The organism is Escherichia sp. MOD1-EC6842 (assembly GCF_002965705.1).
GTDB lineage: Bacteria > Pseudomonadota > Gammaproteobacteria > Enterobacterales > Enterobacteriaceae > Escherichia > Escherichia ruysiae.
In genome coordinates, this window is sequence record NZ_PTRF01000006.1 from 36,049 (window position 1) to 51,397 (window position 15,349).

General features: G+C 52.5%; 16 protein-coding genes. 6 read left to right on the plus strand and 10 right to left on the minus strand.

What is annotated here, in order from left to right:
- Window positions 1-24 precede the first annotated feature (24 nt).
- A complete protein-coding gene (gene dapD, locus A7Z29_RS09060; protein WP_001186663.1) occupies window positions 25-849 on the plus strand; it encodes a 2,3,4,5-tetrahydropyridine-2,6-dicarboxylate N-succinyltransferase in 825 nt (274 codons plus the stop codon).
- Between the two features lie 310 nt (window positions 850-1,159).
- The gene (locus tag A7Z29_RS09065; protein WP_000272188.1) at window positions 1,160-1,546 is read left to right on the plus strand and encodes a DUF3461 family protein; all 387 of its coding nucleotides are present in this window, start codon (window positions 1,160-1,162) and stop codon (window positions 1,544-1,546) included.
- 63 nt (window positions 1,547-1,609) lie between these two features.
- Here the strand turns inward: A7Z29_RS09065 and cdaR are convergent, their stop codons facing one another.
- The 3 genes from cdaR to dgt all read right to left on the minus strand — a co-directional run bounded on the left by cdaR (window position 1,610) and on the right by dgt (window position 5,992).
- The gene (cdaR, locus tag A7Z29_RS09070; RefSeq protein ID WP_105290120.1) at window positions 1,610-2,767 is read right to left on the minus strand and encodes a DNA-binding transcriptional regulator CdaR; all 1,158 of its coding nucleotides are present in this window, start codon (window positions 2,765-2,767) and stop codon (window positions 1,610-1,612) included.
- 153 nt (window positions 2,768-2,920) lie between these two features.
- Window positions 2,921-4,345: a serine endoprotease DegP gene (gene degP / locus A7Z29_RS09075; RefSeq protein WP_000753934.1), complete on the minus strand. Its 1,425-nt coding sequence runs from the start codon at window positions 4,343-4,345 to the stop codon at window positions 2,921-2,923.
- A 129-nt stretch (window positions 4,346-4,474) separates the two neighbouring features.
- Window positions 4,475-5,992 (minus strand): dGTPase, encoded by a 1,518-nt coding sequence (gene dgt, locus A7Z29_RS09085; protein WP_032224478.1) that lies wholly within the window; start codon window positions 5,990-5,992, stop codon window positions 4,475-4,477.
- A gap of 83 nt (window positions 5,993-6,075) precedes the next feature.
- Between dgt and mtnN the strand changes: the two genes are divergently transcribed.
- Genes mtnN through A7Z29_RS09100 form a run of 3 tightly spaced genes read left to right on the plus strand, consistent with a single transcriptional unit; the run spans window position 6,076 to window position 8,227 of the window.
- Window positions 6,076-6,774: a 5'-methylthioadenosine/S-adenosylhomocysteine nucleosidase gene (mtnN, locus tag A7Z29_RS09090; protein WP_000689855.1), complete on the plus strand. Its 699-nt coding sequence runs from the start codon at window positions 6,076-6,078 to the stop codon at window positions 6,772-6,774.
- Window positions 6,767-7,567, plus strand: coding sequence for a vitamin B12 ABC transporter substrate-binding protein BtuF (gene btuF, locus A7Z29_RS09095; protein ID WP_010345996.1), 801 nt, complete (start codon window positions 6,767-6,769; stop codon window positions 7,565-7,567). The genes mtnN and btuF overlap by 8 nt, the downstream gene beginning before the upstream one ends.
- A 36-nt stretch (window positions 7,568-7,603) precedes the next feature.
- Window positions 7,604-8,227, plus strand: coding sequence for a TRIC cation channel family protein (locus tag A7Z29_RS09100; protein WP_000964226.1), 624 nt, complete (start codon window positions 7,604-7,606; stop codon window positions 8,225-8,227).
- A gap of 46 nt (window positions 8,228-8,273) precedes the next feature.
- On the opposite strand, the gene erpA is transcribed toward A7Z29_RS09100, so the two are convergent.
- From erpA to A7Z29_RS23670, 4 genes are read right to left on the minus strand one after another with little or no spacing between them, the layout of a single operon-like run.
- Window positions 8,274-8,618: an iron-sulfur cluster insertion protein ErpA gene (erpA, locus tag A7Z29_RS09105; RefSeq protein WP_001295564.1), complete on the minus strand. Its 345-nt coding sequence runs from the start codon at window positions 8,616-8,618 to the stop codon at window positions 8,274-8,276.
- Window positions 8,611-8,676, minus strand: coding sequence for a small protein YadW (yadW, locus tag A7Z29_RS23205; protein ID WP_122998795.1), 66 nt, complete (start codon window positions 8,674-8,676; stop codon window positions 8,611-8,613). Before yadW ends, erpA begins: the two co-directional genes overlap by 8 nt.
- A 23-nt stretch (window positions 8,677-8,699) precedes the next feature.
- Window positions 8,700-10,121 carry a H(+)/Cl(-) exchange transporter ClcA gene (gene clcA / locus A7Z29_RS09110; RefSeq protein WP_000846361.1) on the minus strand — a complete coding sequence of 474 codons (1,422 nt, stop codon included), beginning with the start codon at window positions 10,119-10,121 and terminating at the stop codon, window positions 8,700-8,702.
- On the minus strand, window positions 10,118-10,180 hold the full coding sequence (locus A7Z29_RS23670; RefSeq protein WP_212741837.1) for a hypothetical protein: 63 nt from the start codon (window positions 10,178-10,180) through the stop codon (window positions 10,118-10,120). Before A7Z29_RS23670 ends, clcA begins: the two co-directional genes overlap by 4 nt.
- Before the next feature lie 165 nt (window positions 10,181-10,345).
- Between A7Z29_RS23670 and hemL the strand changes: the two genes are divergently transcribed.
- On the plus strand, window positions 10,346-11,626 hold the full coding sequence (hemL, locus tag A7Z29_RS09115; RefSeq protein WP_000045244.1) for a glutamate-1-semialdehyde 2,1-aminomutase: 1,281 nt from the start codon (window positions 10,346-10,348) through the stop codon (window positions 11,624-11,626).
- Between the two features lie 34 nt (window positions 11,627-11,660).
- Here the strand turns inward: hemL and fhuB are convergent, their stop codons facing one another.
- Genes fhuB through fhuC form a run of 3 tightly spaced genes read right to left on the minus strand, consistent with a single transcriptional unit; the run spans window position 11,661 to window position 15,327 of the window.
- The gene (fhuB, locus tag A7Z29_RS09120) at window positions 11,661-13,643 is read right to left on the minus strand and encodes a Fe(3+)-hydroxamate ABC transporter permease FhuB (RefSeq protein WP_105290121.1); all 1,983 of its coding nucleotides are present in this window, start codon (window positions 13,641-13,643) and stop codon (window positions 11,661-11,663) included.
- Window positions 13,640-14,530, minus strand: coding sequence for a Fe(3+)-hydroxamate ABC transporter substrate-binding protein FhuD (gene fhuD, locus A7Z29_RS09125; RefSeq protein WP_085460342.1), 891 nt, complete (start codon window positions 14,528-14,530; stop codon window positions 13,640-13,642). The genes fhuB and fhuD overlap by 4 nt, the downstream gene beginning before the upstream one ends.
- Entirely contained in the window at window positions 14,530-15,327 is a 798-nt protein-coding gene (fhuC, locus tag A7Z29_RS09130; protein ID WP_085460341.1) for a Fe3+-hydroxamate ABC transporter ATP-binding protein FhuC, read from the minus strand. Before fhuC ends, fhuD begins: the two co-directional genes overlap by 1 nt.
- Between the last annotated feature and the right edge of the window lie 22 nt (window positions 15,328-15,349).

The window sequence follows — 15,349 nt, forward strand, 5'->3', positions numbered from 1 at the left end:
TACTGATATGAAAAGAGTTTAACAATGCAGCAGTTACAGAACATTATTGAAACCGCTTTTGAACGCCGTGCCGAAATCACGCCAGCCAATGCAGACACTGTTACCCGCGAAGCGGTAAATCAGGTGATCTCGCTGCTGGACTCCGGCGCGCTGCGTGTTGCGGAAAAAATTGACGGTCAGTGGGTGACGCATCAGTGGTTGAAAAAAGCGGTGCTGCTCTCTTTCCGTATTAATGATAATCAGGTGATCGAAGGGGCAGAAAGCCGCTACTTCGATAAAGTGCCGATGAAATTCGCCAACTACGACGAAGCACGTTTCCAGAAAGAAGGCTTCCGTGTTGTACCACCAGCGGCGGTACGTCAGGGTGCGTTTATTGCCCGTAACACCGTGCTGATGCCGTCTTACGTCAACATCGGCGCATATGTTGATGAAGGCACCATGGTTGATACCTGGGCGACCGTCGGTTCCTGTGCGCAGATTGGTAAAAACGTGCACCTGTCTGGCGGTGTAGGCATTGGCGGCGTGCTGGAGCCGCTGCAGGCTAACCCGACCATCATTGAAGACAACTGCTTCATCGGCGCGCGCTCTGAAGTGGTTGAAGGGGTGATTGTCGAAGAAGGTTCCGTTATTTCCATGGGCGTATACATCGGTCAGAGCACCCGTATTTACGACCGTGAAACCGGCGAAATCCACTACGGTCGCGTTCCGGCAGGCTCTGTGGTTGTTTCTGGCAACCTGCCGTCGAAAGATGGCAAATACAGCCTTTATTGTGCCGTTATCGTTAAGAAAGTTGACGCGAAAACTCGCGGTAAAGTCGGTATCAACGAACTGCTGCGTACCATCGACTAAAAGTATGCAAACGGGCAGCACGATGCTGCCCGTGTGCTTTCTGACTCAGATTAATTCGCCCTACTCATTCTTGTCCCTTCTTTTAAATACTTTTTCATCTTTTTTGGACTGTCATGTAATTCGCAAAACGAAGATAAATGTGCTAATCCATCCTCTGGAATATCGCCAGAATAAAGCAGGTAATTTTTTAAATTTTACGCCATGATAGAAGTCTGGAAGAAAAAGGCTTTCTGCGATCACAGTCGAGCCGGGCGGGCCAGGCCAAATGCTAAGATAAGCACAATTTACTGACTCATTTTGAGGTAACGCTATGTACGACAATCTGAAAAGTCTGGGTATTACCAATCCTGAAGAAATTGATCGTTACAGCCTCCGGCAGGAAGCCAACAACGATATTCTGAAAATCTATTTTCAGAAAGACAAAGGTGAGTTTTTCGCCAAGAGCGTGAAGTTTAAATATCCGCGTCAGCGCAAAACGGTGGTCGCCGATGGTGTGGGTCAGGGTTATAAAGAAGTGCAGGAAATCAGCCCAAATCTTCGTTATATCATTGATGAGCTTGATCAAATCTGCCAGCGTGACCGTAGCGAAGTTGATCTTAAGCGTAAGATCCTCGATGACTTGCGTCACCTGGAGTCAGTGGTAACCAATAAGATCAGTGAGATTGAAGCGGATCTGGAAAAGCTGACACGCAAATAATAGTAACTGATGTCATTCTGCGAGCCGGGTAAAGTATCACCCGGCTTTAATTTTGTTATGAACCTACCGCTCTTCATCCAGTTGCAGCGCCACATACAGCAGCAACCTGTCATCAAAATTGCCCAAATCCAGGCCGGTCAGTTCTGATATACGATTAAGTCGATACTCCAGCGTATTTCGATGGATAAACAGCGCCTTTGACGTTACCAGCGGTTGCACATTGTGGCGAAACCACGCCGCCAGTGTTCGCCGCAGCAATCCGTTATTGTCCATCGCTTTCAATCGCGCCAGCGGTCGCGCCAGTTCGTTGGCTTGCCAGTCGCCGCGCAAACTATCCAGTAAAACTGGTAGCATCAGATCCTGATAAAAATAGCAGCGATTTTCGGGCATTCGCTGTTTACCGACTACCATCGTTGTTTTCGCCGTGCGGTAAGAGCGGGCAATACTGCCAGGTCCAGTAAAATAATTACCCAGCGAAACGCGAAACCGCAGCTGACCGTACTCTTTCATACGAGTAATGAGCTGCTCAACTCGCTTACAATGATCTTCTGCATCCCAGCGCCCAAACGGATTCAACGCCGGTTTCAACACCACCATTTCGGTCAGCGAGACAATCGCCACCAGATTATTACGCTCCGGCGTAATCAGCGCGTTTTGCAATTGCTGTAACTCTGCCATTGCGCTGTCCACGCCAAGCTGACCGCTGTCGACCTCGACAATAGCCACCACTCGCGGTTGATTGAGATCTATCCCTAACCGTTGCGCCCATTCAGTGAGTGCGGGTGTATTCTCCTCGGCCTGAATCAGGTTCATCACCAGTTCTTCCCGCAAACGGCTATCCTGCGCCAACAGGTGCATCAACCGCGACTGTTCCAGCATCATTTCAGCCGTCATGCAGACCAGTTCGCCATATTTGCGCAGATTCTCTGGTTCACCAGTCAGGCCAATTACGCCGACAATCTCACCTTCCAGCCGTAACGGTAGATTAATCCCTTGCCGCACACCGTGCAGATGACGTGCTACCGCGTCATCGATATCGACAACTCGCCCCTGCGAGAGTACCAGCAATGCACCTTCGTGCAATTCACCAATACGTTCACGATCGCCGCTGCCGATAATGCGCCCGCGAGCATCCATTACATTGATATTGGTATCGATAATGCGCATGGTGCGCGCCACGATATCCTGCGCCATTTTGGTATCAAGATGCCAGCCAGCCATAAGCCCTCCATTGTGCACGGCTTAGCATAAGGAAGTACGGAACGCACGGCATTGTGCAAATGCCCAAAGGAACGAAGATATATATGGAGTTGTGGGGAAGTTCACAGATTGCATGAAGACCCCCTTCCCTGAACGGGAAGGGGTTGAGGAAGATTACTGCATTAACAGGTAGATGGTGCTGTCGCCGCGCTGAATGTTCAGTGCCAGCACGGATGGTTTGCTGTCGAGAACTTTACGCAGTTCAGCGATGTTTTTCACTGCCTGCTGGTTCGCGCCAATAATCACATCACCTTTTTTCAGGCCAATCTGTGCAGCCGGAGTGCCCGTTTTCACGTTGTTCACGACGACGCCCTGATCTTTGCCTTTGTTGCTCATCTCAGCGCCTTCAATGCCGTTGAAGATGGAGCTGGAGTCAACCTGATTCTGGCTGCTCTGCTGCAGTTCCAGGTTCACGTTAACCTGCTTACCGTCGCGCAGTAAGCCCAGAGTCAGTTTGCTGCCCACCGGCATGGTGCCTACCTGGGCACGCAGCGCGGCAAAGCTGCTGATTGGCTTACCGTTCAGTGAGGTGATCACATCACCCGCTTTAATACCTGCTTTCGCGGCAGAAGAATTCGGCAGAACCTGACTTACAAATGCACCGCGCTGGGCGTCAACTTTCATCGCTTTCGCCAGTTCGGAGTTCAGTTCGGTTCCCATAATACCCAGCTCGCCGCGTTTCACCTGCCCGTATTCCACCATCTGCGAAGTCAGGTTTTTCACCATGTTGCTCGGGATAGCAAAACCGATGCCGATGTTGCCGCCGTCCGGTGCGAGGATTGCGGTGTTGATACCAATCAGTTCGCCGTTCAGGTTAACCAGCGCACCACCGGAGTTACCACGGTTGATTGCCGCATCGGTCTGGATGAAGTTTTCGTAGTTTTCGGCATTCAGGCCGCTACGTCCCAACGCAGAGACGATACCGGAAGTTACCGTCTCGCCCAGACCAAACGGGTTACCGATAGCGACGGTGTAATCACCCACGCGCAGCGCGTCGGAATCCGCCATCTTAATTGCAGTCAGGTTTTTCGGGTTCTGGATCTGGATCAGCGCGATATCAGAGCGCGGATCTTTGCCAACCATCTTCGCGTCGAACTTACGGCCATCGCTAAGTTGGACTTTAATTACCGTCGCGTTATCAACAACGTGGTTGTTGGTGACGACATAGCCTTTATCGGCATCAATAATAACGCCGGAACCCAGCGCCATGAATTTTTGTTGCTGGCCGCCGCCATTGCCGCCCTGGCCCCCCTGGCAGAACGGAGAGCTCTGGAACGGAGAACCGTCCTGGCAGAACGGAGAATCATCGCCGAAGAACTGCTGGAAATTACGCGGCATACGCGGCGTATTGACGGTTGTGCTACCTTCTACGTTAATACTGACCACCGAAGGCATCACCTTTTCGAGCATCGGTGCAAGGCTTGGCATCTGCTGTGCTGTCGTTGCTGAAGATGTTTCAGCCGCCGTCGCAGAGAGCGGAGATAACGCCAAACCTAAACTCAGAGCCAATGCACTCAGTGCTAATGTGGTTTTTTTCATGTATTTCAGTCTCGATTAACAGATAACGCAAAATTGCTGTGTTCTTCAGATTCGTTTTATAGCGCGAAGTTCCGAACTAAAGTTTCTGCAAAAAGTAAAAATTTATTGTCCGTCTTTACAAAAGCCTGGTTATTGTTCTACCGCCATCAGCCGCCGATATTCATCCCACGCATAAAGGTCCGTCATGCCGCTGATATAATCCTGTAACAGCCGACAACGATAATAATATTCCCATAACGGGAACTCAGGAGAATCTGACGGTAATTTACTGACAGCCTCGACATAGGCCAGCCGATGGCGCGTTGAGAGCTTGTGGAATAAGCGTGATTCAATGGGGAAACGTTTTACTCGCTCTTTTTCTACCAGTTCAGTAAAGTCTGATAATGACATGCTTAATAAAGGACGATAAATCTCTAATAACCCGCTAATCACCCGATACCCCTGCAACTCAAGCTGCTCGACATCTGGATGGCTAAACACATGTTTTACGGCGACATTTTTATATAATTTTAAAAGTTCACTACATTCACTGGCATCTTCTAACAGGGCATGATTAAACGTTCCGGCAAAAATCGTCGGCAAATTATCAATAAATCGTTGTGCCGCATAGGGCACCAGCTTATTGAGGGTGTTCACCCGTAAATACATAAAAAACTGATCTTCCGTACTGCGGCTTAAACTATTTGAGCGCGATTTTTCCCAGGCATTTTCTACCACTTGTGCAAACAGAGAACCTTTCTCATGCTGACCCCACGCATCATGCAAATGATGATAAAGCTGCTCAACGGTAAATATTCTTTTCTCTACCGCATCTTCAAGATCAGCCACACAATAAGAGATATCGTCAGCTGCTTCCATAATCCACGTTAATGGAAAACGACTGTAAAGCGCCAAATTAAGTTCTTTACGCAAACGGGCAATATAGGCTTCTTCAGAAAGATAATAGCCCGGTTTTTTCATTAAATAGTGGTGAGTCTCAGGCGTTTCACCACGCCACCACGCCGGACGAGTATATTTTAAAATACCGCCAACCTGCGCCCAGGTGAGATTCATCCGCATCAATGTATGCACCAGACGAATACCTTGTGCATTACCTTCAAAATGACATAAGTCCTGACGAATTTTGCGCCGCAGCTCGTTGAGTTGTTCCTCTCCTTCCCGCAATCGCAACGCTGTCACGCTACAGCGATCGTCGGTCAGCGGCTGACTTTCGGCATCCGCTGGGTACAAACGCTGGCGAAACCAGTCATTTATAGCCGCTTCGCCAAAATGACCAAACGGTGGATTACCGATATCGTGCATCAGGCATGACATCTCGACAATGCTTTCAAACGGCCCGGTCAGTTCATCCAGGCCGTACTCCTCCAGCAATTTAAGTTCTTTCAGACGACTTAAAATCTCTTTGGCGATATAGCGCCCCACCTGCTGAACTTCCATTGAATGGGTAAGACGCGTGCGTACGGCGGCATTGCGCTCAAGTGGAAAAACCTGGGTCTTTTGTTGCAGACGACGAATCGCCGGAGAGTTAATAATACGCCCGCGATCGCTTTCAAAGATCCGCAAGATCTCATGTTCGGTTTTAACGCCCTGCGGTGAACGATAACGACGATGCCAGTTTATTTTGTTTCGGAAATCAATCTGTGCCATGTCCTCTCCCGCGTGAGAAATACGCTTCCTCTTAAGCGCATGATAAACTATGCCCTCAAATCAGGCTTATCGCGAGTAAATCTATGAAAATCGGCATCATTGGTGCAATGGAAGAAGAAGTTACGCTACTGCGTGACAAAATCGAAAACCGTCAAACTCTCCGTCTGGGTGGCTGTGAAATCTACACAGGTCAACTGAACGGAACCGAGGTTGCGCTTCTGAAATCGGGCATCGGTAAAGTCGCTGCGGCGCTGGGTGCAACTCTGCTGCTGGAACACTGCAAACCAGATGTGATTATTAACACCGGTTCTGCAGGGGGCCTGGCGCCAACGCTGAAAGTGGGCGATATCGTTGTCTCTGACGAAGCACGTTATCACGACGCGGATGTCACGGCATTTGGTTATGAATATGGTCAGTTACCTGGCTGTCCGGCAGGCTTCAAAGCTGATGATAAACTGATCGCTGCCGCCGAGTCCTGCATTGCCGAACTGAATCTTAACGCTGTACGAGGCCTGATTGTCAGCGGCGACGCGTTCATCAACGGCTCTGTTGGTCTGGCGAAAATCCGCCACAATTTCCCGCAGGCCATTGCGGTAGAGATGGAAGCGACAGCTATCGCTCATGTCTGCCACAATTTTAATGTACCGTTTGTGGTGGTACGCGCCATCTCCGACGTGGCCGATCAACAGTCTCATCTCAGCTTCGACGAATTTCTGGCCGTTGCAGCCAAACAGTCCAGCCTGATGGTTGAGTCACTGGTGCAGAAACTGGCGCATGGCTAAGTCACTGTTCAGGGCGCTGGTCGCCCTGTCTTTTCTCGCACCGCTGTGGCTCAACGCCGCGCCGCGCGTTATCACACTTTCTCCCGCCAACACTGAACTTGCCTTTGCCGCCGGGATCACGCCGGTAGGGGTCAGCAGTTATTCCGACTATCCGCCAGAAGCGCAGAATATTGAGCAGGTTTCCACCTGGCAAGGGATGAATCTGGAACGCATCGTGGCGCTGAAACCCGATTTGGTGGTTGCCTGGCGCGGAGGGAACGCCGAGCGGCAGGTTGACCAACTTGCTTCGCTGGGAATAAAAGTCATGTGGGTCGATGCGACAAGCATTGAACAAATTGCCGATGCGTTACGTCAACTGGCTCCCTGGAGTCCGCAACCTGACAAGGCCGGAAAAGCCGCGCAAACCTTACTGGAACAGTATGCGCAACTGAAAGCGCAATATGCTGATAAACCGAAAAAACGTGTTTTCTTACAATTCGGCATTAATCCGCCATTCACCAGCGGAAAAGAGTCGATTCAGAACCAGATACTGGAAGTTTGCGGCGGAGAAAACATCTTTAAAGACAGTCGAGTTCCCTGGCCGCAGGTTAGCCGTGAACAAGTATTAGCACGCGCACCGCAGGCCATTGTCATCACTGGCGGAGCGGATAAAATTCCTAAAATAAAGCAATACTGGGGCGAACAACTCAAAATTCCCGTTATTCCTCTCACAAGTGACTGGTTTGAACGCGCAAGCCCACGTATTATCCTCGCTGCACAACAACTCTGTAATGCGCTTTCACAAGTGGATTAGCGCCTGACCTTTCAGGTGCTCAGTGGGGATTGAAAAATGCTCGTCTATTGGCTGGATATAGTCGGTACAGCGGTATTTGCCATCTCCGGCGTTTTGCTGGCCGGAAAATTGCGTATGGACCCTTTTGGCGTCCTGGTTCTGGGCGTGGTTACCGCAGTAGGTGGCGGGACAATTCGCGACATGGCGCTGGATCACGGTCCGGTATTTTGGGTGAAAGATCCCACCGATCTGGTCGTCGCGATGGTGACCAGTATGCTGACTATCGTTCTGGTACGCCAGCCAAGGCGCTTACCCAAATGGATGCTGCCGGTGCTGGATGCTGTTGGTCTGGCAGTGTTTGTTGGCATTGGTGTCAACAAAGCCTTTAATGCGGAAGCCGGTCCGTTAATCGCGGTTTGTATGGGTGTGATCACCGGCGTTGGCGGCGGGATCATCCGCGATGTACTGGCGCGCGAAGTTCCGATGATATTACGCACAGAAATCTACGCGACGGCCTGTATTATCGGCGGTATTGTCCACGCTACAGCTCATTACACCTTCTCCGTACCGCTGGAAACAGCCAGTATGATGGGAATGGTTGTAACGCTATTGATTCGGCTGGCGGCTATTCGGTGGCATCTGAAATTGCCGACGTTTGCGCTGGATGAGAATGGGCGTTGAAGAGAGAAGGTGTGCCGGATAGTTTATCCGGCACATTAACAGCAGATTAGATGCTGAAGGAAGAACCGCAACCGCAGGTGCTTTTCGCATTCGGGTTGGTTACGATGAAGCGTGAACCTTCCAGACCTTCGGTATAATCAACGGAACCGCCGACCAGATATTGCAGGCTCATCGGATCAACCACCAGGCCAACGCCCTGTTTTTCGATGGTCATATCGCCTTCGTTCACCTGATCATCAAAGGTGAAACCATACTGGAAGCCGCTGCAACCGCCACCGGTGATATACACGCGTAATTTCAGATTCGGGTTATCTTCGTCAGCGATCAGGCTTTTAACTTTGTTGGCTGCTGCGTCGGTAAACTCCAGCGGCAGTGCTACGTCATCACTCATATTTTGCTCCAAACGACATCGGCAATTGGGCAAATTCTAACCCAATAATAACTGCCATTATCTAATACCCTGGTATTTCGTTCAAGTATTCTCGCTGGCAGCCACGGCCTTGCTTCTCGCCAGCTGCTCCGCTTCCTGTTTTGCCAGCGTGCGGGCAAGAATCGCCGAGTATAACGGTTTTCCACCAGTAAATTGTGCTAATAGTGTTGCGCCAAGACCGGTAATAATCATTGGCAAAATGAGCTGATAGTTATCTGTCATCTCAAGCACCAGGATGATCCCGGTCAACGGCGCACGAACAGAGGCCGCCAGTAACGCCCCCATTCCAGCTATAGCAAATGTCCCTGCTTCAAGGTGGTATTGCGGAAATATCTCCGTGGCAGCCATGCCAAATGCCGTTCCCAAAACCGTACCGAGCGCCAGCATCGGAGCGAAAATACCGCCCGGCGCGCCAGAAGAGAAGCAGAGCAGCGTAGTGATCACTCGCGCGACAAAAATAAATATCAGCATTCCCATGCTGAAATTCCCCGCCGTAGCGATAGGAATCAGGTTAAAACCGCCGCCCGAAGTTTCTGGTGCAACGAAACCCAACAACCCGCACAGACCGCCAATCGCACCGCCCATCAACACCCATTTAGTGATATTGCCGCCGTGCACACGGTGCAGCAAATCCTGCATCCCCAGAACCCATTTATTAAAAACAGGGCCGAAGATACCAAAAATAATGCCGAGGATCAGATAAAGCCACAGGGTATTGAGCGGCGCGTCAGAAAGTTTACCGACGTCAATCAGCGCAACTTCATGATTAAAAATCCGATACATAATGGTCGACATAATGACGCCAATAAATACCGCTTTAATCGAAATTAACGTATAGCGAAACTGCGGACGCATCTCTTCGATAATAAATAGAATACCCGCGAGCGGCGCGTTAAAGGCCGCCGCCAGCCCCGCCGCTGCACCGGTTGCCAGCAACGTGTGGCGAGCTTCATCACCTTTCATGCGGAAAATATCAAGCACCATACGGCCAATGTTACCGCCGATCTGCACGGTTGGTCCTTCACGCCCCAGAACCATACCACCACCGAGTGTCCCCAACCCGCCAAAGAATTTCACCGGCAAAACACGCCACCAGCGAACGGGACGTTGATCTTCCAGCGCCCCTTCAATTTCCGGAATCCCTGAACCACCTGCTTCTGGCGCGTATTTACGCACCAGAAAGTAGCCGAACATTGCCAGCACCGCCGAACAAAGAAAAGCGACGGTTAACAGAAGTGGGTAATTATCAGCAGTATGTACCAGCGCACCCATACGTTGGTTTTGCAACCAGGCGACGCCTTTGTCAAAAGCAACTGCAGCCAGCCCGACAAGGGTGCCGACGACCGCCGCCATAAACAAAATGGCTAATGGTGTTTTGTCGCGCTCAAGAAGTTGGCGAATCAGTTGTCTGCGTCGCAGACGCGCGGCCTGCGGTATTTCATAAGAAGGAGTTTCAGTTTTCATCCAATGATCACATATTGGTCATACAAATAAGATGACGGCATTTTACTCGCTCGTTCCATGAAAATCCTTTGCAAAGCGTAATGTTTCAAATACCCAAAACTTTTATACTCTTAGAAATCCAGGTTGCAGCAGTATAAGCAACCTGATGTTTGACGAGTATTTAACTTGTTATGAATAACATAGAATAGCAGCCATTCACTTTTTCTACGAATCAGGAACCCTCCATGAGTAAGTCTGAAAACCTATACAGCGCAGCGCGCGAGCTGATCCCTGGCGGTGTGAACTCTCCTGTTCGCGCCTTTACCGGCGTGGGCGGTACTCCACTGTTTATCGAAAAAGCGGACGGCGCTTATCTGTACGACGTTGATGGCAAAGCCTATATCGATTATGTCGGTTCCTGGGGGCCGATGGTGCTGGGTCATAATCATCCGGCGATCCGCAATGCAGTGATTGAAGCCGCTGAACGTGGTCTGAGCTTTGGTGCGCCGACCGAAATGGAAGTAAAAATGGCAGAGCTGGTGACCGAACTCGTGCCGACGATGGATATGGTGCGCATGGTGAACTCTGGCACCGAAGCAACGATGAGCGCCATCCGCCTGGCGCGTGGTTTTACCGGTCGCGACAAAATCATTAAATTCGAAGGTTGTTACCACGGCCACGCTGACTGCCTGCTGGTGAAAGCCGGTTCTGGCGCGCTCACGTTAGGTCAGCCAAACTCTCCGGGCGTTCCGGCAGATTTCGCCAAACATACCTTAACCTGTACCTATAACGATCTGGCGTCTGTACGCGCCGCGTTTGAACAGTATCCGCAAGAGATTGCCTGCATTATCGTCGAGCCAGTGGCAGGCAACATGAACTGTGTTCCTCCGCTGCCAGAGTTCCTGCCGGGTCTGCGCGCGCTGTGTGACGAGTTTGGCGCGTTGCTGATCATCGATGAAGTTATGACCGGTTTCCGCGTGGCGCTGGCAGGCGCACAGGATTATTACGGCGTGGTGCCGGATCTCACCTGCCTGGGCAAAATCATCGGCGGTGGGATGCCAGTAGGCGCATTCGGCGGTCGTCGTGATGTAATGGATGCACTGGCTCCGACCGGCCCGGTCTATCAGGCTGGTACGCTTTCCGGTAACCCAATTGCGATGGCAGCAGGTTTCGCCTGTCTGAATGAAGTCGCACAGCCGGGCATTCACGAAACGCTGAATGAGTTAACCACGCGTCTGGCGGAAGGTCTGCTGGAAGCGGCAGAAGAAGCGGGAATTCCGCTGGTCGTTAACCATGTTGGCGGCATGTTCGGTATTTTCTTTACCGACGCCGAGTCCGTGACGTGCTACCAGGACGTGATGGCTTGTGACGTGGAACGCTTTAAGCGTTTCTTCCATATGATGCTGGATGAAGGTGTATATCTGGCACCGTCAGCGTTTGAAGCGGGTTTTATGTCTGTGGCGCACAGCATGGAAGATATCAATAACACCATCGATGCTGCGCGTCGGGTGTTTGCGAAGTTGTGATGATTTTGCCTCGCCCACCGGGCGAGGCATTCAATTAACGGCTCTGCTTTCTCAACAAATAGATAAAGTACGGCGCGCCAATAAACGTCGATAGCAACCCCGCTGGGATCTGGAACGGAAACAGCACCATCCGCCCACACCAGTCAGCGAATACCAGCAGCAAACCTCCCACCAGCGCCGAAATCACAATATGCGGCATCGTTCGTCGAAAGCCCATCATCCGCGCAATATGCGGTGCCATCAGACCAACAAAACTCAACGGTCCAATAGTCATCGTCGCGGTCGCTGTCAGGCAAGCCGCTAACAGCAGCAACGCAATTCGCGTCGGCGTCAGCGCCATTCCCACAGCTCGTGCGGTATCGCCACCCAGCGGCAAAATGGTCAGCCAGCGGCGGCACAGCGGGGTAATCGCCAGCAAAATCACCATCACAATTCCTGTGCGCCAGACCTGTGCATCGGTCGCGTTGTAGGTCGAACCGGAAATCCAGGTCAGCACTTGCGCCATTCGCGGGTCACCACTCGCCTGCAACATCATCAAAAGCATGGTGAACGCGGTGCTTAACGCCATCCCCGCAAGCAGCATCCGGTGTGGGGAAAATCCACCTCGACCGGCGGCGATCATAATGATTAACAAGGTCACCGCCGCGCCAAGACTTCCCGCAGGCAACAGCCAGCCAAAGGCATTGCCCGGCACCAGAAACAGCATCAACACTACGCCAAACGCCGCACCGGAGCTAATCCCCAGCACTTCCGGGCTTGCCATCGGGTTTCCGGTCAACCGCTGAATAATGCAGCCCGCCACCGCCAGCATGACGCCCGCAAACAGTGCTGCCATAATTCGTGGCCAGCGCCAGGGCATTAAATCATCAAGCAGCGCCCCGCTCGCCCACGTCCAGCCGTGCGCATCACGACCAAACGACAACGCCACAACCACAGCAATCAACAGCAGCACGCCGCCAGCGAGGGCAAACGCCAGCACATGTTGGCGTTCAGTCGCGACACGATCGTTCACCTTCATATCTGGCGCGCTAATGCTGCGTAAACGCGGCAGCAGCCACAACAGCAGCGGCGCACCGATGAGCGCAGTGACCGAACCGGTGGAAACCTCCATCCACACGCGAGTCAGCCAGAGGATGATTTGATCGGAAAGCCAGAGGATCAGCGCACCAATCAGCGACGCCAGCATCAACCGTGGCAGCAAACGCCGCGCCCCCAGCATTTTCGCCAGCAGTGGTGCGAACAACCCGATAAAGCCGATAATCCCTACCGCATTCACCAGCAGAGCACTGATGACAATCGCCAGCGACAGCGCCGCCAGACGCGCCAGCGACAAGGCCAGCCCGAGATTGCGCGCCACGCCATCATCAAGCCCCATCAGGGTTAACGGACGAAGTAGCAGTAACGTCAGCATCACGCCACCCAGCAGCTGCGGCCATAAACGCTCAACGCCGCCCCAGTCGGTTTGCGTCAGCGTTCCTGTGCTCCACAGGAACATGCTTTGCAGCTGGTCGTGATGGAAGATAACCAGTAACTGATTGATTGCCCCACAATAAAGGCTCACCACCAGACCCGCGAGGATCAGCGTTACCGGCGAAAGCCGTTTCCCCCACGCGACGCCAAAGACAATTAAGCCAACAACACAAGCCCCTGCCAACGCGGCAAACTGGCTCGCCATCGCGCCGGGGATCGCCCAGAGCGTAGTGACGGTAATCCCCAGTTGTGCGCCCGTTGCGACGCCCAGCGTGGTCGGTTCCGCCAGCGGGTTACGCAGCACTTGCTGAAACAGCACGCCTACCAGCCCCAGACCTGCGCCAACCAGCAGTGAAATCGCCAGACGCGGCAGCAAGCTGTAGTGAAAAATCATCTGCTCAATGACGTCAATATCCGGCGACCAGGCAGCCTGCGCCCACTGGCTACGCGGCAGCGCCTGCGAGAAGTTCATCCAGGTCAACGCCGCAGCGGCAATCACCAGCAGCGCCAGTAATAACGCCGGGAAAAGCGCAATTCGTTTACTCACGCTTGACCTCCGATGGCGTTATCCAGAATACGCACAAAATGCATTGCCGAGAGCGTCGCACCATAGAACCAGACGGCGGGTACGCGCTGAAAGCGTCCGGCACGGACAAACGGCATTGCCTGCCACAGCGGCGTCGCCATTAACGCGTCCATGTCTTTGCTGTTGTCGTGATCAAAACAGAGCACATCAACGTCTTTATAGGCTGCCAGACGATCGATACTGACGGCGGTACTGCCCCAAAAGTTGGTTTCCCCTTGCCAGGCATTTGGGATGCCGTACTCATCAAGAATTTCCTGGAATAAGCTGTTTGGACCGAAGACCAACATATGGCGCGAATCGATAAGCGTCGTCAGCAGTAACGGACGCGATCCTCGCTTTACAAAGCGGGGTTTCATGCTGCGGATAAAGTCTTCATATTGCGCTAAATGCATTTCCGCTGCGCTTTGCAGGTTAAGTAAATCTGCCATTTCCGTCAGCGATTTACGCGCCATCGCCAATGGCTGTTTGCCGTCGCTGAAGTTAAATCCGCGTCCCGGCGCAATACGTGCCAGCATTTCAGGTGAAGGGCCATATCCCGCCGACCAGACCATAAACGATGGTTTCATTTCGGTCAGCAGTTCGAGGTTAGGTTCTGTGCGCAAACCAACGTCAATCACTGAGTCCGGCAATGGTGGTTCGCTGACCCACAAGCGATAGTTGATGGTGTCCGCCACGCCGTAAGGCACGATGCCGAGCGCCAGCAGTAATTCCACCGGCAACCACTCCAGCGCCACAATACGATTGGGATCAATAGCCGCCGCGTGGGCGGTATTCATCTGCCATAACAACGGAGAAAGCGCCATCGCCGTTAACAGTCGACGGCGCGAAATAAGAGGTAAGCCGCTCATCAATAAACAAAACTCACAGGTGCAGCACCCGCCGGATGCGGCAAAATACCCATCGGGATGCCATAAATCATTTCGAGGGTTTCGCCGCGCATAATTTCCGCAGGCGTTCCCTGAGCAATCATTTCACCGCCGCGCAGGGCGACCAGATAATCACAGTAACGCGCAGCCATATTGATATCGTGCAGCACGGCAATGACCGTCAGGCCACGCTCCTGACTTAAACGATGCACCAGCGCCAGCACATCAACCTGGTGGGCGATATCCAGCGCCGAGGTCGGTTCGTCCAGCAACAGACAGCGGCTATCCTGCGCCACCAGCATGGCGATCCATGCCCGCTGACGCTCGCCGCCAGAGAGACTATCGACCAGCCGCTGCGCCAGCGGTTTTAAGCCAACCAGCGAGATAGCTTCCTCGACCTTTTCGCGATCTACCGCGCCAAAGCGCCCCAGCGCGCCATGCCACGGGTAACGACCAATCGCCACCAGTTCACGCACCGTCATCCCTTCTGCCGGAGGAAGCTGCTGCGGCAAATAAGCCACTTTGCGGGCGAACGCTTTGCTGCTCCAGCTTTCCAGCGGCTGGGCATCAAGAAGAATTTCACCTTCCGACGGCGGCTGATGACGACCGAGCATTTTCAGTAACGTGGATTTACCGGAACCGTTGTGACCAATCAGACCGGTCACTTTCCCGGCAGGAAAGGTTAACGACAGCGGATGCAAAAGCGTGCGCCCAGGCACACGAAAGGAGATATTACGCAGTGCAAAAGTGGTATCGGAATGATTCGTGTATTCCTGCATAACAGCCAACTTGTGAAACGGG

Coding starts and splice junctions, on each gene's coding strand:
- dapD (WP_001186663.1), top strand. CDS start 25: ATGCAGCAGTTACAGAACATTATTGAAACCGCTTTTGAACGCCGTGCC.
- A7Z29_RS09065 (WP_000272188.1), top strand. CDS start 1,160: ATGTACGACAATCTGAAAAGTCTGGGTATTACCAATCCTGAAGAAATT.
- cdaR (WP_105290120.1), bottom strand. CDS start 2,767: ATGGCTGGCTGGCATCTTGATACCAAAATGGCGCAGGATATCGTGGCG.
- degP (WP_000753934.1), bottom strand. CDS start 4,345: ATGAAAAAAACCACATTAGCACTGAGTGCATTGGCTCTGAGTTTAGGT.
- dgt (WP_032224478.1), bottom strand. CDS start 5,992: ATGGCACAGATTGATTTCCGAAACAAAATAAACTGGCATCGTCGTTAT.
- mtnN (WP_000689855.1), top strand. CDS start 6,076: ATGAAAATCGGCATCATTGGTGCAATGGAAGAAGAAGTTACGCTACTG.
- btuF (WP_010345996.1), top strand. CDS start 6,767: ATGGCTAAGTCACTGTTCAGGGCGCTGGTCGCCCTGTCTTTTCTCGCA.
- A7Z29_RS09100 (WP_000964226.1), top strand. CDS start 7,604: ATGCTCGTCTATTGGCTGGATATAGTCGGTACAGCGGTATTTGCCATC.
- erpA (WP_001295564.1), bottom strand. CDS start 8,618: ATGAGTGATGACGTAGCACTGCCGCTGGAGTTTACCGACGCAGCAGCC.
- clcA (WP_000846361.1), bottom strand. CDS start 10,121: ATGAAAACTGAAACTCCTTCTTATGAAATACCGCAGGCCGCGCGTCTG.
- hemL (WP_000045244.1), top strand. CDS start 10,346: ATGAGTAAGTCTGAAAACCTATACAGCGCAGCGCGCGAGCTGATCCCT.
- fhuD (WP_085460342.1), bottom strand. CDS start 14,530: ATGAGCGGCTTACCTCTTATTTCGCGCCGTCGACTGTTAACGGCGATG.
- fhuC (WP_085460341.1), bottom strand. CDS start 15,327: ATGCAGGAATACACGAATCATTCCGATACCACTTTTGCACTGCGTAAT.